This window comes from Phocaeicola sp., from assembly GCF_048170425.1.
GTDB lineage: Bacteria > Bacteroidota > Bacteroidia > Bacteroidales > Bacteroidaceae > Phocaeicola.
In genome coordinates this window covers 1-20,226 of sequence record NZ_DBEXBB010000047.1, presented here as the reverse complement: position 1 = coordinate 20,226, position 20,226 = coordinate 1, and the positions used below count along the sequence as shown (strand labels likewise).

The 20,226-nt window shown below is 46.2% G+C and carries 16 protein-coding genes and 1 tRNA gene; 12 read left to right on the top strand and 5 right to left on the bottom strand.

Annotation, left to right across the window (positions count from 1 at the left end):
* Window positions 1-109: 109 nt before the first annotated feature.
* Entirely contained in the window at window positions 110-2,728 is a 2,619-nt protein-coding gene (alaS, locus tag ACMJ0U_RS02030) for an alanine--tRNA ligase (protein ID WP_417127838.1), read from the top strand.
* 146 nt (window positions 2,729-2,874) lie between these two features.
* Complete coding sequence (locus tag ACMJ0U_RS02025; RefSeq protein ID WP_417127836.1) at window positions 2,875-4,218, top strand: MATE family efflux transporter; 1,344 nt, start codon at window positions 2,875-2,877, stop codon at window positions 4,216-4,218.
* Window positions 4,219-4,230: 12 nt separating this feature from the next.
* Here ACMJ0U_RS02025 and ACMJ0U_RS02020 read toward each other — a convergent pair whose 3' ends face one another.
* A complete protein-coding gene (locus ACMJ0U_RS02020) occupies window positions 4,231-5,139 on the bottom strand; it encodes an AraC family transcriptional regulator (protein ID WP_417127834.1) in 909 nt (302 codons plus the stop codon).
* Window positions 5,140-5,302: 163 nt separating this feature from the next.
* On the opposite strand from ACMJ0U_RS02020, the gene ACMJ0U_RS02015 reads away from it, so the two are divergent.
* From ACMJ0U_RS02015 to ACMJ0U_RS01970, 10 genes are all read left to right on the top strand, one after another.
* Window positions 5,303-6,553, top strand: a complete 1,251-nt coding sequence (locus tag ACMJ0U_RS02015; protein ID WP_417127833.1) for a TolC family protein — start codon at window positions 5,303-5,305, stop codon at window positions 6,551-6,553.
* Window positions 6,554-6,581: 28 nt separating this feature from the next.
* The gene (locus ACMJ0U_RS02010) at window positions 6,582-7,472 is read left to right on the top strand and encodes an HlyD family secretion protein (RefSeq protein ID WP_417127832.1); all 891 of its coding nucleotides are present in this window, start codon (window positions 6,582-6,584) and stop codon (window positions 7,470-7,472) included.
* Window positions 7,473-7,487: 15 nt separating this feature from the next.
* The gene (locus tag ACMJ0U_RS02005; RefSeq protein ID WP_417127830.1) at window positions 7,488-8,978 is read left to right on the top strand and encodes an ATP-binding cassette domain-containing protein; all 1,491 of its coding nucleotides are present in this window, start codon (window positions 7,488-7,490) and stop codon (window positions 8,976-8,978) included.
* Window positions 8,975-10,096 carry an ABC transporter permease gene (locus tag ACMJ0U_RS02000; protein WP_417127828.1) on the top strand — a complete coding sequence of 374 codons (1,122 nt, stop codon included), beginning with the start codon at window positions 8,975-8,977 and terminating at the stop codon, window positions 10,094-10,096. The genes ACMJ0U_RS02005 and ACMJ0U_RS02000 overlap by 4 nt, the downstream gene beginning before the upstream one ends.
* A 15-nt stretch (window positions 10,097-10,111) precedes the next feature.
* A complete protein-coding gene (locus tag ACMJ0U_RS01995) occupies window positions 10,112-11,170 on the top strand; it encodes an ABC transporter permease (RefSeq protein WP_417127839.1) in 1,059 nt (352 codons plus the stop codon).
* Between the two features lie 238 nt (window positions 11,171-11,408).
* Entirely contained in the window at window positions 11,409-14,057 is a 2,649-nt protein-coding gene (locus ACMJ0U_RS01990) for a DNA gyrase/topoisomerase IV subunit A (RefSeq protein ID WP_417127827.1), read from the top strand.
* Window positions 14,058-14,063: 6 nt separating this feature from the next.
* Entirely contained in the window at window positions 14,064-14,912 is an 849-nt protein-coding gene (locus ACMJ0U_RS01985) for a DUF3316 domain-containing protein (protein WP_417127825.1), read from the top strand.
* 1 nt (window position 14,913) lies between these two features.
* Window positions 14,914-15,939, top strand: coding sequence for a S41 family peptidase (locus ACMJ0U_RS01980; protein ID WP_417127824.1), 1,026 nt, complete (start codon window positions 14,914-14,916; stop codon window positions 15,937-15,939).
* A gap of 73 nt (window positions 15,940-16,012) precedes the next feature.
* Window positions 16,013-16,094, top strand: a tRNA-Leu gene (locus ACMJ0U_RS01975).
* A gap of 76 nt (window positions 16,095-16,170) precedes the next feature.
* Window positions 16,171-17,529: an MATE family efflux transporter gene (locus ACMJ0U_RS01970; RefSeq protein WP_417127823.1), complete on the top strand. Its 1,359-nt coding sequence runs from the start codon at window positions 16,171-16,173 to the stop codon at window positions 17,527-17,529.
* Between the two features lie 195 nt (window positions 17,530-17,724).
* Here ACMJ0U_RS01970 and ACMJ0U_RS01965 read toward each other — a convergent pair whose 3' ends face one another.
* Genes ACMJ0U_RS01965 through ACMJ0U_RS01950 form a run of 4 tightly spaced genes read right to left on the bottom strand, consistent with a single transcriptional unit; the run spans window position 17,725 to window position 20,095 of the window.
* The gene (locus ACMJ0U_RS01965) at window positions 17,725-18,189 is read right to left on the bottom strand and encodes an ExbD/TolR family protein (protein WP_072543430.1); all 465 of its coding nucleotides are present in this window, start codon (window positions 18,187-18,189) and stop codon (window positions 17,725-17,727) included.
* A gap of 2 nt (window positions 18,190-18,191) precedes the next feature.
* Window positions 18,192-18,779, bottom strand: a complete 588-nt coding sequence (locus ACMJ0U_RS01960) for an ExbD/TolR family protein (protein WP_417127821.1) — start codon at window positions 18,777-18,779, stop codon at window positions 18,192-18,194.
* 42 nt (window positions 18,780-18,821) lie between these two features.
* Window positions 18,822-19,286, bottom strand: coding sequence for a hypothetical protein (locus ACMJ0U_RS01955; protein WP_007563365.1), 465 nt, complete (start codon window positions 19,284-19,286; stop codon window positions 18,822-18,824).
* A gap of 8 nt (window positions 19,287-19,294) precedes the next feature.
* Window positions 19,295-20,095 (bottom strand): MotA/TolQ/ExbB proton channel family protein, encoded by an 801-nt coding sequence (locus tag ACMJ0U_RS01950; protein WP_007563367.1) that lies wholly within the window; start codon window positions 20,093-20,095, stop codon window positions 19,295-19,297.
* Between the last annotated feature and the right edge of the window lie 131 nt (window positions 20,096-20,226).

The following is a 20,226-nucleotide window of genomic DNA, read 5'->3' as shown; positions in this document are numbered from 1 at the left end:
ACCAAAAAAACATCAATTTTTTGCACCAAACATACAGACAAAAATAATAAACCCGATTATCTTTGCAAATCAATTTTGAGAATATTAACTACAAGACAATATAACGACTATGTTGACAGCTAATGAAATCCGCGACTCATTCGTAAAGTTTTTTGAGTCGAAAGGACATCAGATCGTACCTTCTGCACCAATGGTTATCAAGGATGACCCTACGCTGATGTTCACTAATGCCGGTATGAACCAGTTCAAAGACATCATACTTGGAAACCATCCCGCTAAATACAAACGCGTAACCGACTCACAGAAATGTCTTCGTGTGAGCGGAAAACATAATGATTTGGAAGAAGTAGGCCATGATACCTATCACCACACCATGTTCGAGATGCTGGGTAACTGGTCATTTGGAGACTATTTCAAGAAAGAAGCTATCAGCTGGGCATACGAATATCTGGTAGGCATACTGAAGCTTGACCCGAAAGATTTATACGTTACTGTATTCGAAGGTAGTCCGAGTGAAGGTATCTCACGTGATGACGAAGCAGCAAGCTACTGGGGACAGTTCTTCCCTGAAGACCATATTATCAACGGAAACAAACATGACAACTTCTGGGAAATGGGTGATACAGGTCCTTGCGGTCCATGCTCTGAAATTCACATCGACTCTCGTTCTGAAGAAGAAAAAGCAGCTGTTCCGGGACGCGAACTGGTAAACAAGGATCATCCGCAAGTAATTGAAATCTGGAACCTGGTGTTCATGCAATACAACCGTAAAGCAGACGGAAGTCTGGAACCGCTTCCTGCTAAAGTAATTGATACGGGTATGGGATTTGAACGTCTGGTACGTACCTTGCAGGGAAAAACATCCAACTATGACACCGACGTATTCCAGCCTATCATCAAGGTGATTGGTGATTTGTCTGGCAAGAAATATGGAGACGATGAAAAAACAGACGTGGCCATGCGTGTAGTAGCCGACCACATCCGTACCATCGCTTTCTCTATCACTGACGGTCAGTTGCCTTCAAATGCAAAGGCTGGTTATGTCATCCGCCGTATCTTGCGTCGTGCCGTTCGTTATGCCTACACATTCCTCGGACAGAAACAAGCTTTCATGTATAAGTTGGTTCCTGTACTGATTGAGAACATGGGTGGCGCTTACCCAGAACTGAAAGCTCAGCAGGCACTGATTGAAAAAGTGATGAAGGAAGAAGAAGAATCATTCCTCCGTACACTGGAAACAGGTATCCGTCTGCTCGAAAAGACAATGAACGAAACAAAAGCTGCAGGTAAAACAGAAATCAGTGGAGTAGATGCCTTTACACTGTATGATACGTTCGGTTTCCCATTCGACTTGACAGAACTGATTTTGCGTGAGAACGGTCTGACTGCCGACGTGAAAGGCTTCGAAGCTGAAATGCAGAAACAGAAAGAACGTGCCCGCAATGCCGCTGCAGTAGAAACCGGCGACTGGGTTACACTGAAAGAAGGTGAAACTACTTTCGTGGGTTATGATTATACAGAATATGAAACCAGCATCTTGCGTTACCGCCAAATCAAACAAAAGAATCAGACTCTCTACCAGATTGTATTGAGCGATACTCCGTTCTATGCAGAAAGTGGTGGCCAGGTAGGTGACACCGGTGTGTTGGTAAGTGAATTTGAAACTATCGACATCATTGATACAAAGAAGGAAAACAACCTTCCGATTCACATTGCCAAGAAACTTCCGGAACACCTGGAAGCCCCGATGATGGCATGTGTAGATACAGACAAGCGTGCCGCTTGTGCTGCAAACCACTCTTGTACGCACTTGCTGGACGAAGCCTTGCGTCAGGTATTAGGTACTCACGTAGAACAGAAGGGTTCTCTGGTAACTCCTGATTCACTGCGTTTCGACTTCTCTCACTTCCAGAAAGTGACTCCGGAACAGATTCGTGAAGTAGAACACCTGGTAAATGCCAAGATTCGTGAAAACGTTCCTTTGACAGAATACCGTAACCTGCCGATTGAAAAGGCTAAGGAACTGGGGGCTATCGCACTGTTCGGTGAGAAATACGGTGACGAAGTTCGTGTCGTACAGTTTGGTTCATCTATCGAATTCTGTGGAGGTACACATGTATCAGCTACCGGAAAGATTGGTATGGTGAAAATCATCTCTGAAAGTTCTGTTGCTGCAGGTGTACGCCGTATTGAAGCTGTTACTGGTGCGAAAGTAGAAGAGATGTTCGATACCGTACAAGATACTATTAACGACCTGAAAGCATTGTTCAACAATGCGCCAGACTTGAAGGCTGCTATCTCCAAGTACATCGAAGAAAACGCTGGTTTGAAGAAACAGATGGAAGAATTCATGAAGGAGAAAGAAGCTGCTGTTAAGAACAAGCTGATTGAAGGTGCGAAAGAAATTAATGGCGTAAAAGTAATCAAAGCTGTACTTCCGATGCCGGCTGACGCAGTAAAGAACATTGCATTCCAGTTGAAAGGACAGTTCACAGAAAATCTGTTCGTAGTTATCGGTAGTGTATTTGAGAACAAACCGTTGCTGACTGTAACCATGAGCGAAGATCAGGTGAAAGCCGGACTAAATGCAGGTCAGCTGGTGCGTGAAGCCGCCAAGCTGATTCAAGGCGGTGGCGGTGGTCAGCCTCATTTTGCAACTGCAGGTGGTAAAAATCCTGACGGATTGAATACGGCAGTTGACAAAGTGGTTGAATTGGCTGGATTCTAATTTTTCAGAAAACCCTATCAACACTTAATTTTTTACTTTTCATCCCCCCTTATTTGCCCTTTTTAGGAAAATGAGGGGGATTTTTTTCGTACTTTTGCTCACATTCTACAAGCAGACAACCTATGCCTCAAGACAAATATACACTTATGACCACGGCACCAGTACCTCGCCTTATCCGAGGATTGGCCGTTCCGACCATCATCAGTATGCTGGTCACTTCTTTCTATGTCATGGCTGACACCTATTTCGTAGGAAGAATCAATACACAGTCCACTGCAGCTGTAGGTATTTCTTTTTCCATCATGGCTATCATTCAGGCTTTCGGCTTTTTCTGCGGACATGGTTCTGGTAATTTTATCTCCAGGAGACTGGGAGCACGCGACTATCGGAGCGCAGAAAAAATGGCTGCAACCGGTTTTTTCAGTGCGTTTCTTATTGGAAGCGTAATTACACTCATTGGCCTGCTATTCTTGGACCCTATCTGCCGGGCATTAGGTTCTACCCCTACCATTCTTCCTTATGCCAAAACCTATTTAGGAATTATCCTGTTAGGAGCTCCTTTCATGGCCTCGTCACTGGTACTCAACAACCAGATGCGCTTTCAGGGAAATGCCGTCTATGCCATGATTGGCATCATTGTGGGAGCCGTACTCAACATTGGACTTGACCCGTTATTGATATTCGTCTTTGACATGGGAATTGCAGGAGCCGCCTGGTCTACCTTCATCAGTCAGGTATGTAGCTTTACCATCTTGATATTCATGGACCGAAAAGGAGAAAATATCCGTATTCACTACCGGCATTTCACTCCTACGCCTGCTTATCTGAAAGAAATAGTGTACGGAGGAAGTCCTTCTCTCTGTCGTCAGGGGCTGGCTAGCGTATCAACCATTTTACTGAACGTAGCAGCCGGAAACTTTGGAGATGCCGCCATTGCCGGAATGTCCATCGTGACCCGTATCTGCATGTTCATCAACTCCTTTGTCATTGGTTTCGGACAAGGATTCCAGCCGGTGTGCGGATTCAACTACGGAGCAGGATTGAACCGTCGTGTCCGCCAAGGATTCTGGTACTGTGTGAAAACAGGTGTTGTCTTCTTGGCTATCTGCTCCCTCATCGGTTATATTTACGCCCCTGAAGTAGTGTCTTGGTTCCGAAAAGAAGACCCGCAAGTCATTGCCGTAGGAGCCGAAGCCTTGCGTTGGCAACTCATCACCCTCCCGCTGGGGGCATGGGTTATTCTGTGCAACATGCTTTTGCAAACCATCCGCCAGCCTCGCCGAGCTATTATCCTGTCTTCTTCCCGTCAAGGTTTGTTTTTCATTCCTTTGATACTGATTCTTCCCTACTTCTTACAACTGCAAGGAGTGGAAATGTGTCAGGCCGCCGCCGACCTATGTTCTTTCCTGCTAGCTCTTCCCCTTACCATTCCGGTACTGAAATCACTGCGCATGGACAAAGTTCCTATCAAAGAAGAAAATACCCGATAAACCAGATACTCCTTATTCATTTTTTCTTCGATAATCATTAGGAGTCATTCCTGCCATTCGCCGGAAATACTTACTGAAAAATGACGCATTGGGAAAGTTCAATTCATCGGCAATCTGATAAACCAGTTTATCCGTGTGGCGCAACATCAGTTTAGCCTCCTGCATCACTGCTTCATTTACCCAATCCATCACCGTACGGCCGCTGGCCTGACGAACCAATGTACTCAGATAACGGGGGGTCAGAAAAAGCCGGTCGGCATAAAACGCAATGCTCCGTTTGCGAGCCGCATATTTATTAACCAACTCTAAGAAACGATTGAAAACTTCCTCCTGCCGTGTGTGTTGCTGCCTTTCAGTAGATTGACTGCTTTTCCTAACAAAATCCAGTTGATGAAAGCACAGAGAAATCAAACTCTGCACGGAAGCTCTCGGAAAAGGCCGATCGTGTACTACTTCCCACAACAGGGCAAACAACTGTTCCATACGCTGCTCTTCTTGCACCGTCAGTGATAGATGCAAAAATAATCGCCCTTGCAAATAAGTCTGCAACAAATCCTCTTTCTGCCAGTTTTCCATCAGGCTGTTTGAAAAGGCCAGCATGGCCAAATCTAAATCAGGAGATACATAAAGAAACTCGAACACCGTTCCCGGAGATACTGCCAGCAAATCGCCCGCCTTAAATTCCACTTCACGAAGATTGATACGCAACCGGAGCGTCCCCGCACGAAAATACACTACCCTTCCCTCGGTCAACCGATAAGGCTGTCCTTCCATCGGGATAAAATGAATTACGTCGGTTATCCCTTGAATGGAACGAAGCAACCCCAATTCAGAAGTAAGAAAACGAGAGGCGTTACGCCCTTCTCCCACGTGTTCGTGTACCTTCTTTAATGCCAGCAACAACAGATGATTTGATTTCATTTAACACGGTGTTTTCCTGCAAAGATAATATTTCAGACCCTTTTTACAGCACAAACAAGCATTTATCGAACAAAAAGAACATTCCGTCACACATATAGAACCGAAAGATTACATAAAACCCTCTATCTTTGTCATACAACCTTTTAATACACACCCAATGCCTATGATACGAACATTTCTCCTTCTGTGTGCGTGGAGCCTGAGTGTGATAAGCCAGGCACAAATCACCTTGGAAAGCTGTAAGCAACAGGCCCGTGAAAATTATCCGTTAGTGCGACAATACGACCTGATTCAATTATCCGAACAATATACGCTCTCAAATGTAGCGAAAGGCAACCTGCCCCAAATCAGCGTGAGCGGAAAAATATCTTATCAAAATGAAGCCACTACTTTTCCTTTCGAGATTCCAGGATTGGGCATGAAGGGGCTACCCAAGGACCAGTATCAGGCATTAATCGAAATCAAACAGAATATATGGGACGGAGGGAAAATCCGCAACCAGAAAGCTCAGGTCAAAGCCGAAGCTGAAGAAAGCGAGCGACAACTTGATACCAGCCTGTATGCACTGGAAGAAAGGGTGAATCAGGTATTCTTCGGCATCCTGCTACTGGATGAGCAACTGGCACAAAATGTATTACTGGAAGAAGAACTCGCACGTAACCAGAAAACGGTAGAGGCTTACCGGACAAACGGCACGGCCAATGATGCCGACGTAGATGCTGTAATAGTAGAGATTCTTCAAACCAAGCAGCAGCATATCCAGTTGGAGAACAACCGGATGGCCTATCTGCGCATGCTGTCTTTACTTACAGGAAAAGAACTTCCGGCACAAACCCGGTTAGTACGTCCAGCACCTGTGGCAACAAATGCATCTGCATTCAACCGTCCTGAACTAAGATGGTATGAGGCACAAGAACAGACCGTCGCCGTACAACGAAAGGGATTGCAAACGGGTTATCTTCCAGCTTTTAGTCTTTTTGCACAAGGAGCCTACGGCAATCCGGGACTGGATATATTAAAAGACAAGTTCAGAACCTACTACTTAGTCGGAGCCCGATTTACCTGGAATTTCGGAAGCCTGTACACATTGAAGAACGACCGAAAAAACCTGGACAGCCACCTACAGAAAATCAGAAGTGAAAGAGATTTGTTTCTCTTCCATACCCAACTGCAACTGGCAGAAGAAGACGGCACCATCCAAAGTCTTCGTCAGCAGATGAAAGAAGACGAGGAGATTATCCGATTACGGGAGAACATCCGACGGTCTGCCCAAGCCAAAGTAGCCAACGGCACCATGAGCGTCAGCGACATGCTGAAGGAAATTACAGCCGAGAATCTCGCGCGCCAAGCCAAGGCCGTACATGAAGTACAATTGCTTATGCATCTACACCAAAGAAAACACCTGACCAACTAACCCGTTTCACCCTAAAATACTCAAGCGTATGAAAAAAAGATATGTATTTCAAACTCTGCTACTGATTTGCCTGACTGCCTGTGGCTCCAAAGACGAATTTGATGCTACCGGCACCTTCGAAGCGACGGAAATCGTGGTATCTTCCGAAGCTACCGGGAAACTGTTCTACCTGAATGCGGAAGAAGGTATGCACTTTACGCAAGGAACCGAAGTGGGACTGATTGATACGGTACAGCTTTATTTGAAGAAACGACAGCTGGAGGCACAGATGAAATCGGTGGAGAACCAGCGTCCCGACATCCACCGGCAAATAGCTGCCACAAAAGCACAGATTGCCACGGCACAGCGGGAACGAAACCGGGTAGAGAATCTGCTTAAAGCACAGGCTGCCAACCGCAAACAACTGGATGACTGGGATTCACAGTTGGCGGTACTCAACCGGCAACTGGAAGCGCAACTTTCTTCGCTGGGAAATACCACTGCCAGCCTGACAGAGCAAAGTTCATCAGTCGCCATCCAAGTGGCACAAGTGGAAGACCAATTAAAAAAATGCCACATCACCGTTCCCATCAACGGAACCATCTTAGCAAAGTATGCCGAACCCAGTGAACTGGCTACGGTGGGAAAACCATTATTCAAGATTGCCGACATGGAACATATCTTCCTGCGGGCATACCTCACTTCTGCGCAGCTGGAGTCTGTGAAATTAGGCAATGAAGTGACCGTTTTTGCCGATTTCGGCAATGCACAACTAAGAAATTATCCCGGTAAGATAGTCTGGATTTCCGAAGAGGCTGAATTTACCCCCAAAACCATCCTGACCAACGACGAACGGGCCAACCAGGTATATGCCGTCAAAATAGCCGTTGAAAACGACGGACACATCAAACTGGGCATGTATGGGAAAGTCAAATTCTGAAAAACTGAAATAGACATGAAAAGCCTCATAGAAGTCAGCCATGTAACCAAAAGCTACGGGAAGGTACAAGCCTTGCACGATGTATCCTTCAGCGTAAAGCAAGGAGAACTGTTCGGCCTCATCGGTCCCGACGGTGCCGGGAAAAGTACCCTGTTTCGCATCCTGACTACCTTGTTGTTGCCAGACCAGGGAACAGCCCGTGTACTGGATGCAGATGTACGGGCCGACTTCCGTATGATACGGCAGAGTGTAGGTTACATGCCGGGGCACTTCTCCTTGTATCAGGACCTCACGGTAGAAGAAAACCTGCGTTTCTTTGCCACTGTATTCCATACGACCGTTGAAGAAAATTACGAACGGATACGCGCCATTTATGAACAGATTGCCCCCTTCAAACACCGTCGGGCAGGCGCATTATCGGGAGGAATGAAGCAGAAACTGGCTTTGTGCTGTGCGCTGGTTCATGCGCCAAAAGTCCTCTTTTTGGACGAACCGACTACCGGAGTAGACCCCGTTTCACGCCGGGAGTTCTGGGAGATGCTAGCGCTTCTCCGGCAAGAAGGCATTACCCTTGTCGTATCTACTCCTTTCATGGACGAAGCCTTGCGATGCGACCAGGTGGCGTTTCTTTACGAAGGAGAAATTAAAGGTATCGACTGTCCGGAAGCCATACTGAAGCAGTTCAGCGGAATTCTATGCCCTCCCGGCCTACAACGACAAGCGGTCGATAAGCATACTCCCCCCATTATTCAGGTGGACAACCTCGTCAAACGATTTGGCTCGTTCACGGCCGTCGACCATATCTCATTTTCGGTACAGAGAGGAGAAATCTTCGGCTTCCTGGGAGCCAATGGTGCCGGAAAGACTACCGCCATGCGCATCCTGTGCGGCCTCAGCCTACCCTCCGAAGGAAAGGCGGAAGTGATGGGTTTTGACGTACGGACACAAAGCGAGGAAATCAAAAAGCGAATCGGCTACATGAGCCAGAAGTTTTCACTTTATGAGGATTTGACGGTACGCGAAAACCTCCGCCTGTTCGGAGGCATCTACGGTGTCACTGCCAGAGAAATCAGCAAGCGTACGGAAGAGACCTTACAGCGTATCGGGCTATACGAGGAACAGCACACCCTGGTCCGTTCGTTGCCCTTAGGATGGAAGCAGCGACTGGCCTTTTCGGTAGCCATCTTCCACCGTCCGGAACTGGTCTTTCTGGACGAACCGACCGGAGGAGTCGACCCGGCTACCCGCCGTCAATTCTGGGAGCTGATTTATCAGGCAGCCGACCAGGGGATTACCATTTTTGTCACGACGCACTACATGGACGAAGCCGAATATTGCGACCGTATATCCATGATGGTGGACGGACACATTCGGGCACTAGATACCCCCGACGGGCTGAAACGCCGTTTTGATGCCCGAAATATGGACGAAGTCTTCCAGAAGTTGGCACGTGAAGCCCAACGAGGAGACCATGCTTTTACTCACACGCAAACGGAACAACCATGAAACAGTTTATCGCTTTTGTCAGAAAAGAATTTCACCACATCCTGCGCGACCGGCGTACCATGCTGATACTGATAGGCATGCCGATTGTACAGATTATCCTTTTCGGCTTTGCCATTTCGACCGAAGTACGCAATGTACAGACCGCTGTTCTGGCTCCTTCTCTCCAGACGGATGTACGAAAGATAATCGAGCAACTGGATGCCAGCGAATATTTCACGGTGAAATATGTCACCCAGTCTCCCGACGAAATCGAACGGCTGTTCCGACGCAACCGAATTGAGCTGGCCGTAGTCTTTCCCTCCGACCTGCATCGCCTGCGTTTTGATTCGGAAGAGATACAGATTTTAACCGATGCCACCGACCCGAACCTAGCCGTCACACGGAGTTCGTATGCCCAGACGATTCTGAGACAAGCCATGCAAACCATCCGGCAAGCCACAAGCCCCCCGACCTATTCACAGCCCGATAACCAACCTGTCATGGTGTACAACAAATTGCTCTACAATCCGCAGATGAAGAGTGCCTACAACTTTGTACCGGGAGTAATGGGATTGATTCTGATGCTGATTTGCGCCATGATGACTTCTATCTCCATCGTACGCGAAAAGGAAACAGGCACGATGGAAGTCCTGCTGGTCTCCCCCGTCGACCCGCTGTTCATCATTCTGTCGAAAACAGTTCCCTATTTCGTGCTTTCCCTGCTGAACTTGACGACCATCCTGTTGCTTTCGGTCTTTGTGCTCGACGTTCCGATAGCCGGAAGCCTGCCTGCCCTGTTAGGGGTATCCCTGCTGTTCATTTTCGTATCCTTGGCATTGGGACTGTTCATCTCCTGCATTACCCATACGCAAGTGGCGGCCCTGTTAGTGTCGGCCATGGTACTGATGATTCCCACCATCATCCTGTCGGGCATTATCTTCCCGATAGAAAGTATGCCAGGCATTCTGCAAATCCTCTCCTGCCTTATTCCCGCACGCTGGTACGTAGAAACCGTCCGTCGGCTGATGATTGAAGGCGTACCGATAGCCTATGTATGGAAAGAAGTGGCAGTGATGTGCCTCATGGCGGTGGTACTGATTACGGCCACAGCCCGCAAGTTTAAGAACCGACTGGAATAAACCGCAAAGCCTATGATGTTACGTTACCTGATAGAAAAAGAATTCAAGCAGTTGAAGCGCAACAGTTTCCTGCCCCGCCTCATCCTGCTGTTTCCCTGTGTGATGATGCTGGTCATGCCCTGGGCCGCCACATTGGAAATAGAAAACCTGCGTATTGCCATCATCGACAACGACCGTAGTCCTTCTTCCGAAAGACTGGTACACCGTATCGAAGCGTCCCGTTATTTTCAACTGACGGCACTTCCTTCTTCCTACACACTAGGAATGGAAGCTATTGAAAAAGACCAAGCCGACATGCTGCTGGAAATTCCACGCGGCTTTGAGAAAGCACAGACTAACGGTCAAAATCCGGCGGCGCTCATTGCAGTCAATACCGTCAACGGTACGAAAGGTGGACTGGGCAGCGCGTACCTGCAACAGATACTCAATCCATCTTCTTCGCAAAATTCCGTCCGCTACCGATTCAACCCTTACCTGAACTATAAAGTATTCATGGTTCCTGCCCTGATGACCATGATACTGGTCCTGCTCTGTGGTTTTCTGCCTGCCCTGAACGTCGTAAGCGAAAAAGAAGCGGGTACCATCGAACAAATCAACGTAAGTCCGGTCAACCGCTTTACCTTCACCCTTGCCAAACTATTGCCCTATTGGGCCATCGGATTTGTGGTACTGAACCTTTGCATGCTGCTAGCCTGGCTGGTGTACGGATTAACTCCGGCAGGAAATGTGCTGACCATTTACCTGGCCACCCTGATTTTCGCACTGGTCATGTCGGGACTGGGACTGGTCATTTCCAATTACTCTTCCACCATGCAACAGGCCATGTTCGTCATGTGGTTCTGCATGCTGATTTTTATCCTGATGAGCGGTCTCTTCACCCCCGTCAGCAGCATGCCTGCATGGGCACAAGGCATCACGTATCTCAATCCGTTACGCTACTTTATGGAAATCATGCGCATGGTCTACCTGAAAGGAAGCAGCATCAGTGACATCGGTTTCCAGCTTTCCGTACTTTCGTCCTTTGCCCTTTTACTCTACGCATGGGCCATACGCAGCTACCGCAAGCAGCAATAAGCCCAAACGCGCCTGCTATCTTACCTCGACACGTACGTGCGGAGACCTCATCACGTTCGTGTCAAGATATCGTCACCTTCGTGTCAACACCTCGTCACGTTCGTGTCGAGGTATTTACGCCAGCAAATTTCTCCTAAAATGACCTTTTCATGGGTAAGAATTGTAAGTCAATTATTTCCGCCTCACAGAATTATTCAGTAACTTTGCCCAAATCTCTTTACATAGGAACCATTTTAATATGAGCGAAGATACTTTTGACAAGGACGAAAAAGAAATGGCAAACTTGCCCGAGAAAGAAGAACATTCTGACTATAAACCAGTATCGACCACTGACGAAAAAGTGAAACACCAATTGAGCGGCATGTACCAAAATTGGTTTTTGGATTATGCTTCTTATGTCATACTGGAACGTGCCGTACCCCATATCAACGACGGACTAAAGCCGGTACAGCGACGTATTCTTCACTCTATGAAACGTTTGGATGACGGACGCTACAACAAGGTGGCCAACATTGTGGGACACACCATGCAGTTCCACCCTCACGGAGATGCTTCTATCGGAGATGCCCTTGTACAATTGGGACAAAAGGACCTGCTCATTGACTGCCAGGGAAACTGGGGTAACATCCTGACGGGCGACAGTGCGGCTGCTCCCCGTTACATCGAAGCTCGCCTTTCCAAGTTTGCGCTGGATGTGGTGTTCAACCCGAAAACAACCGAATGGCAGGCTTCCTATGACGGCAGAAACCGGGAACCGGTCACACTGCCGGTCAAGTTCCCACTGTTGCTGGCTCAGGGAGTAGAAGGTATCGCCGTAGGCCTTTCCTCCAAAATCCTTCCTCATAACTTCAATGAGCTTTGTGATGCGGCCATCGCGTACCTGCATGGAGAAGAATTCCAGCTTTATCCGGATTTCCAGACAGGCGGCTCGATTGACGTGTCACGCTACAACGACGGCGAGCGAGGGGGCGTAGTACGCGTGCGTGCCAAAATCTCCAAAATTGACAACAAGACCCTTTGCATCAGTGAAATCCCCTATGGAAAGACCACTTCTTCGTTGATTGACTCCATCTTGAAAGCCATCGAGAAGGGAAAAATCAAGGTCAGAAAAGTAGATGACAACACGGCCGGAAAGGTAGAAATCTTAGTACACCTTACTCCTGGCGTATCGTCTGACAAGACACTGGATGCCTTGTATGCCTTTACGGACTGCGAAGTGAACATCTCGCCCAACTGCTGCGTCATCGACAACAAGAAACCTCATTTCCTTTCAGTGAGTAAGGTACTGAAGAAATCGGTCGACAATACGCTGGCTCTTTTACGCAAGGAACTGGAAATACAGCGGGACGAAACGCTGGAAACCCTGCACTTTGCCTCGCTGGAAAAAATCTTCATCGAAGAACGTATTTACAAGGACAAACAGTTCGAACAGGCTGACTCTATGGATGCGGCTTGCGAGCATATCGACGAACGCCTGACGCCTTACTATCCGCAATTTGTACGCGAAGTGACCAAGGAAGACATTCTCCGCCTGATGGAAATCAAGATGGCACGTATCCTGAAGTTCAACAAGGACAAAGCGGATGAATTCATCGCACGCCTGAAAGCGGAACTGGAGGAAATAGACAATCACCTGGCGCACATCACAGAATATACCATCGACTGGTATCAGCGCCTGAAAGAAAAATATGGCAAGCACTTCCCGCGCCGCACAGAAATACGCAACTTTGATACCATCGTAGCTACCAAGGTGGCCGAGGCCAATGAAAAACTGTATATCAACCGTGAAGAAGGTTTCATTGGTACCGGACTGAAGAAAGACGAGTACGTATGCAACTGTTCCGACATCGACGATGTAATCATCTTCTACAAAGACGGTAAATACAAGATTGTCCGCGTGTCCGACAAACTGTTTGTCGGAAAGAACATCTTATACGTCAACGTATTCAAGAAAAACGACAAGCGCACCATCTACAACGTCATCTACCGTGACGGAAAAGAAGGCTTCTATTATATCAAACGCTTTAATGTCACTTCCATTATTCGCGACAGGGAATACGATGTAACCCAAGGTACTCCGGGCTCTAAAATCGTGTACTTCACGGCCAATCCCAATGGAGAGGCAGAGGTCATCCGTGTAATACTTCGTCCTACTCCCCGTATCAAAAAACCTACGTTTGAAAGGGATTTCAGCTCCATCAACATCAAAGGTAAACAATCCATGGGTAACCTGCTGACCAAAGCAGAGGTACACAAGATTTCCTTGAAACAGAAAGGTGGTTCTACGCTCGGAGGCAGAAAGGTGTGGTTCGACCACGATGTACTCCGACTCAACTACGATGGAAGAGGGCAGTACTTAGGAGAATTCCAAAGCGAAGACAGCATCCTGGTAGTACACAAAAATGGAGAATTCTATACCACTAATTTTGACCTGAGCAACCATTATGACCCAGATATTCTCTGCATCGAGAAATTCAATCCAGACAAGGTATGGACAGCCGTACTCTATGATGCTGACCAACAGAATTATCCGTATCTGAAACGCTTCACCTTCGAGGCTACCACCAAGAAACAAAGTTTCCTGGGAGATAACAAACATACACAACTTATCCTGCTGACCTGTCAGGTTTATCCGCGTATACAAGTGGATTTCGGTGGACACGACAGCTTCCGTGAAGCGCTCATTCTGGAAGCCAGTGATTTTGTAGGAGTCAAGAGCTTCAAGGCAAAGGGCAAACGACTGACCACTTATACCATCGAGCAAATCACCGAACTGGAGCCTACCCGTATGCCGGAACCAGAGCCGGAAGATCCTGAAAAGGAAGAGGAAGACGGTATGGAAGAAGAGGACAGCCAGGAAGACGACGGACAAATGAAACTCTTTTAAGGCCGTATGAAACTACGAATTTATCTTATACTCTGTGCATGCTGCACTGTTCTTTCGCTTCACGCACAAGAAGACAGCTTGCGTGCCACACGTTACGTAATGCGCTCCGTGCTCTATGGAGCGGGAATGAGCAACGTACTCGACACGTATCTTTCCCCCTTGGAATACAAAGGACCGGAGATTCGTATCCTGCGTGAAAATATGCGTATGACCCGGTTAATGAACGGAAACGTATCGGCACAGAATCTGTTGCAGGCCAATGTGTCGTATACGCATAATCCGAGCCAGACAGCCAATATGTATGCCGGACTTGTGAACTGGACCTATGCGCTGCACTATCAGTTTCGCCTGAACGAGCAATTGAAACTGCTGGCAGGTCCGATGATTGACCTGAACGGGGGATTCGTGTACAATACACGTAATTCCAACAATCCGGCACAGGCAAAAGCATATGGAAGTATCGGTATATCCGGAATGGCCATCTACAAGTTCCGTATCGGAAACTATCCGCTGGTGGCACGCTATCAGGCCAATCTTCCGCTATTGGGAGCCATGTTCTCTCCGGAATTCGGGCAATCGTACTACGAGATGTTCTCCCTGGGAAACAAAGGAAAGAACGTGCTGTTTACTTCGCTTCATAACAACCCCTCTCTCCGACAAATGTTGACGCTCGATTTTCCCATCCGGAAAGTCACCATGCGCGTGGGGTACATCTGCGACCTCCAGCAAGCGAAAGTCAACCATCTGAAATACCATACTTATTCACACGATTTCATGATTGGCATCGTGAAAAACTTCTACCTGCTGAAAGGGAAGAACCGTATTTCCATGCCTTCAAACGTTACACCTTATTGATATGAAACGGATTTATCATTGCTACTTATATGGCCTTTTGCTGGTACTGTCATGCTTTACATTTTCTTCCTGCATACGGGAAGACATTCAAGGAAATTCTCCGGAGGCCAACTTTGAATCGCTCTGGAAAATCATCGACGAGCAATATTGTTTTTTGGACTATAAGCATGATACATATGGACTGGACTGGGACGAAGTACATACCCGCTATGCCAAACGGATTTCCTCTTCCATGAGCTGGGAGTCGCTTTTCGAAGTCTTGTCGGAAATGGTCAATGAATTAAAAGACGGACACGTCAACCTGAGCAGTTCATTGGGTACTTCACAATACCGGGAATGGTTCGACGCTTACCCACGGAACTTCAGCGACAGCATCCAGAGCAACTACCTGAAAAAAGATTACATCATCACCTCCGGACTGACCTACCAGATTCTGGAAAATAACATCGGTTACATCTATTGTGAAAGTTTCTCCGACGGTATCGGCGACGGTAACCTGGACCAGATGCTGAAGAAACTGGAAATTTGCGACGGACTGATTATCGATGTACGTAACAACGGAGGAGGCAACCTGACTACGGCACAGAAACTGGCCGCACGGTTTACAAATGAAAAAGTATTAATCGGCTACATCCGTCATAAAACAGGCCCCGGTCATAATGATTTCTCAGCTCCTGAACCTGTGTATCAGGAACCGTCCAACAGCATCCGTTGGCAGAAAAAGGCAGTGGTATTAACCAATCGTCGCTCTTACAGTGCCACGAACGACTTTGTGAATACCATGCGTCAATTCCCTAATGTAACTACTATGGGAGATACCACTGGAGGAGGATCAGGTCTCCCCTTCAGTTCGGAAATCCCCAACGGATGGTCCATCCGTTTCTCCGCCAGTCCGATGTTCGACCCGGACATGAACCAGCTAGAATTCGGCATTGAACCTGACGTGAAAGTAGATATGACCAGCGAAGATATGCAGCAAGGAAAAGATACTATCATCGAAACCGCTATCAAAAAGTTAAAGAATTAAGGTATAGTATTTGGAGAATATGAAAATTCTTCCTATCTTTGCCCTCGCAAAACAGAAATACACATTTCTGCATGCGCCTGTGGCGTAATTGGTAGCCGCGCCAGACTTAGGATCTGGTGTCGTGAGACGTGTAGGTTCGAGTCCTATCAGGCGCACACGAAGATGGATTTAATAAACCTTTTATATTGGGCTTTATTAAATCCATTTTTATTTTACGTTCCAATTACTACTATGCAGACCAGTCGCACGCAGGACCTTACTTCAGGCAGCATCATACAAAGCATACTCAACCTTGCCTATCCGCTTATTTTAGGAAACTTGCTCCAGCAAGGATATAACATAGCCGATACATTCATCATCGGAAGGACATTGGGTGCAAAAGCCTTAGCCGCTGTGGGTTCTTCATATACACTCATGGTCTTTATTACCTCCATCTTCATCGGATTGTGCATGGGATGCAGCGCATTATTCTCCATGCGTTACGGAGCCAAAGATTTCGAAAGCTTGAGACGTACGCAGGCTGCTTCTCTGCTTATTACAGGAACTTCTACACTGATTATATTCGCCTTCTCCTGTTGCTATATACAAGATATTATTACCCTCATGCAAACTCCCCACGAGTTGCGGGATATGACCTATGACTACCTGAAAATCATTTTCATGGGAATCTGGTTTGTTTATCTCTATAACTACTATGCGTATCTCTTGCGCGCATTGGGCAATTCATTGACTCCTTTAATTTATTTAGCCGTCTCCGTGGTATTAAACATCGTGCTGGATATATGGCTTATTATGCGGCTCAACTACGGAATAGAAGGAGCAGCGGCAGCAACCATCATTTCCCAAGCGGTTTCAGCCATCGGCTTATGCTTCTATTGCTGGAAAAAAGTTCCAGAAACCAGACTCTCTAAAAAGGATTTCAAGCTCAGCAGACAGCTCCTGAAACAAGTCTCTTCATACGCCTCGCTGACTTGCATCCAGCAATCTGTCATGAACTTTGGTATCCTGATGGTTCAAGGCCTGGTTAACAGTTTCGGCACAGCCGTCATGGCCGCTTTTACAGCTGCCGTAAAAATCGATTCATTCGCCTATATGCCAGTACAAGATTTCGGGAATGCCTTCTCCACTTTCATTGCACAAAATTACGGAGCAGGCAAAAATGCCCGCATTCTAAAAGGAATAAGAAGTGCATTTGGAATAACCACCCTCTTTTGTTTGTTTCTCTCACTAGCAATTTTCTTGTTTGCTCCCCAACTGATGCAAATCTTCCTCTCAGCTGAGGAAACTGAGATTATTCATATCGGTAGTGAATATTTGCGGATAGAAGGCAGCTTTTACCTCGGCATAGGCTATTTATTCTTATGGTACGGATTCTACAGGGCTGTCTGCAAACCAGAAATGTCTATCGTTTTAACGGTTCTTTCTTTAGGAACCCGGGTAATGTTAGCCTACACACTGGCTGCCATCCCTTTCATCGGCGTACATGGCATCTGGTGGTCAATCCCTATCGGATGGGCATTAGCCGATATATATGGCTGGATATATTACTGGAAAAAGAAAAACACCATGCTTCCCTTCCCTACCAAATAAAGATATAACACTTTATATCGAAAATAATATATCCCTTACGTATCAACGATTGGAAGCTACCCCCCCAATAGCAGGTCCCGATACTCCTACTATCTCTACTCACTACTCTCCAGCCAAGTAGCATTCAACTCAAACGATACACAAAAAAAGGCCGCCTCATAAGAGACAGCCTTTTTTATATCATATATAGAACTATTACTGACGCTGAGTAGCTGAATAGTTAATCTTCAGTGCGTATGCCTGACGAAGAGCCTGTTTTACTTCTGTTACGATACCCATCTTTGTATTTGCATCTACCTTCAGGGAAACAGTCATAAACGGTTTGTCCTCTTCTTTCATGTTTTCACGTTCCTGATAGATATAATCCTGTACTTCTGAAGATTCAGCGAATTTATCATTCAACTGAATACGGTCAGTGGTACCCATCTTCTTCTGGAACTCCGGCATCGGTTTACCGATGTAGATGAAAGACACCAAAGATTTCTTTTCCAATTTTTCCAACTCTGTAGCCTGAGGAACCTTGAACTGAACCTTCAATGTAACTTCACGCATAGTTGTTACAATCATGAAGAAGAACAACATGGTAAAGATAAGGTCAGGCAAAGAAGAGGTATTCAACTCCGGCATACCACGCTTACCAGTCTTATTAAATTTTCCCATGATTATTTTCCTCCATATTTTTTAGGTTCTGCTTCAGAAATCTTCTGCGGATAATAGTCTGTAATAGCTTTCTGTTCGTCTTCAGAACATTCAGCGAATGTCTTGCCGAATTGAGATTGAGCCAATTCGTTACGCAATTCATTGTAAGCTGCTACCAATTCGTTCTGAACCTGAATATACGCATTGTAACTAGTACCCACGTCATTCTGTACAGAGATTACATGCTTTTCTGTAATCATTACGTCACCGAAGAACGGAAGATGTTTTGCATGCTTTTCAGGCAAGTTCTCATCGTTATTCGGATTGGCAATGAATTCTTTTGCCTTTTGTCTCAACTGTCTGATATCAGACCATTCTCCACCAACCATCAACTGGTCGTCTTTGTTCAAACGAACCTGGAGAACGTTTCTTTCCTTTACAATAATATCATCTTTCTGATCCTTGTTTTCAGGCGGAGGCGGCAAACGTCTCGCCAAACCACGGTCAGTATCCATTGATGTTGTAATAAGGAAGAAAATAAGCAACATGAAGGCAATATCGGCCGTAGAACTTGAGTTAATTCCGGGCACTGATCTTTTCTTTTTTGCCATTTGACTTACTCCTTATATTTTAATTAAACTTCAATGATGATATTATTTCTTCAAAATTCCAGACAAGTTAATCAATGTACCGATAGCAGCCAAGCCGAACAATACATAAGTAGAGTACAGCAACATGTCTGTTACCTTCAACATGGTTACATTGGTATATTCTGTACCACCACCCATAATTACAGTTTCAGAAGAACCGATATTATAAGTAACGATCAGTAATACGATTAAAAGAATCAGTCCAATCAAAGACTTGATAGCACCTTTCGGATTGTCTTTCAAAGCTCCACCAAACTGTGCGATAGCTCCTACGAGTGTAGCAACCACAGTTACCGCAAACATACCGTACATCAGGTACATCAGGGCCTGTGTATAAGCCGGTTCAACCAAACCAGCTGCATTTGTTTCGCTGTATCCTACTCCGTAGAACATGCCCAGCACTACCAGAATCAGTGCGATGCATACATAGAATACGTAGTATGATACTTTGTATGATAATTTAGCCATTGTTCTTATTATTTTTTGTATTTCAAGTTGTACTTCATGATCATATCAAGCAATGTGATAGAAGAATCTTCCATCTGGCTTGTAATAGCTTCAATCTTAGACAAGATATAGTTATAGAATACCTGAAGAATCAAAGCAACGATCAAACCGAAGATAGTAGTAATCAAGGCCACTTTCATACCACCTGCTACAACTGTCGGAGAAATATCACCAGCCTGCTGGATTTGGTCGAACGCCATAACCATACCGATTACAGTACCCAAGAATCCCAAAGACGGAGCCATAGCGATGAACAATGTGATCCAAGAGCATCCTTTTTCAAGGTAACCAGCCTGAACACCACCGTAAGAAACAACTGAACGTTCAACTACGTCCAAACCTTCGTCGATTCTCATCAAACCCTGATAGCAGATAGAAGCAACAGGACCACGAGTGTTACGGCAGATTGTCTTAGCACCTTCCACATCACCTTTTTCCAAAGCAGCTTCAATTTTAGCCATCAATTTCTTTACGTCAACTTCAGCCAAGCTCAAGTAAATAATACGTTCAATACAGAAAGCCAAACCAAGTACCAATGCGATAGCAACCAAAGACATGAAGCCTGCGTCACCTTCGATAAACTTAGTCTTTAATTCTTTGTGCAAACCACCTTCTTCAACAACTGCAGGTGCTGCTGCTTCATCAGCAGCTGCTACTTGTTCTGTCTGAGCCGGAGCTGCTGTAGCTGTAGAATCCTGAGCCATAGCTGTCTGAGTCATTCCAAATGAGAGGACTCCCATCACTGCAAGAATTGCAAATAACTTTTTCATTGTGTGTCTAATTTTTAAGATTAATTAATTAATAGTTTGTTAATTGTTTTTCTCTTTTTTCGCGGAGAGAACGGGATTCGAACCCGTGATACGCTTTTGGCGTATACACGCTTTCCAGGCGTGCCTCTTCA

Coding starts and splice junctions, on each gene's coding strand:
- ACMJ0U_RS02025 (WP_417127836.1), top strand. CDS start 2,875: ATGACCACGGCACCAGTACCTCGCCTTATCCGAGGATTGGCCGTTCCG.
- ACMJ0U_RS01970 (WP_417127823.1), top strand. CDS start 16,171: ATGCAGACCAGTCGCACGCAGGACCTTACTTCAGGCAGCATCATACAA.
- ACMJ0U_RS01995 (WP_417127839.1), top strand. CDS start 10,112: ATGTTACGTTACCTGATAGAAAAAGAATTCAAGCAGTTGAAGCGCAAC.
- ACMJ0U_RS01950 (WP_007563367.1), bottom strand. CDS start 20,095: ATGAAAAAGTTATTTGCAATTCTTGCAGTGATGGGAGTCCTCTCATTT.
- ACMJ0U_RS01985 (WP_417127825.1), top strand. CDS start 14,064: ATGAAACTACGAATTTATCTTATACTCTGTGCATGCTGCACTGTTCTT.
- ACMJ0U_RS01990 (WP_417127827.1), top strand. CDS start 11,409: ATGAGCGAAGATACTTTTGACAAGGACGAAAAAGAAATGGCAAACTTG.
- ACMJ0U_RS01980 (WP_417127824.1), top strand. CDS start 14,914: ATGAAACGGATTTATCATTGCTACTTATATGGCCTTTTGCTGGTACTG.
- ACMJ0U_RS02015 (WP_417127833.1), top strand. CDS start 5,303: ATGATACGAACATTTCTCCTTCTGTGTGCGTGGAGCCTGAGTGTGATA.
- ACMJ0U_RS02005 (WP_417127830.1), top strand. CDS start 7,488: ATGAAAAGCCTCATAGAAGTCAGCCATGTAACCAAAAGCTACGGGAAG.
- ACMJ0U_RS01965 (WP_072543430.1), bottom strand. CDS start 18,189: ATGGGAAAATTTAATAAGACTGGTAAGCGTGGTATGCCGGAGTTGAAT.
- ACMJ0U_RS02010 (WP_417127832.1), top strand. CDS start 6,582: ATGAAAAAAAGATATGTATTTCAAACTCTGCTACTGATTTGCCTGACT.
- alaS (WP_417127838.1), top strand. CDS start 110: ATGTTGACAGCTAATGAAATCCGCGACTCATTCGTAAAGTTTTTTGAG.
- ACMJ0U_RS01955 (WP_007563365.1), bottom strand. CDS start 19,286: ATGGCTAAATTATCATACAAAGTATCATACTACGTATTCTATGTATGC.
- ACMJ0U_RS01960 (WP_417127821.1), bottom strand. CDS start 18,779: ATGGCAAAAAAGAAAAGATCAGTGCCCGGAATTAACTCAAGTTCTACG.
- ACMJ0U_RS02020 (WP_417127834.1), bottom strand. CDS start 5,139: ATGAAATCAAATCATCTGTTGTTGCTGGCATTAAAGAAGGTACACGAA.
- ACMJ0U_RS02000 (WP_417127828.1), top strand. CDS start 8,975: ATGAAACAGTTTATCGCTTTTGTCAGAAAAGAATTTCACCACATCCTG.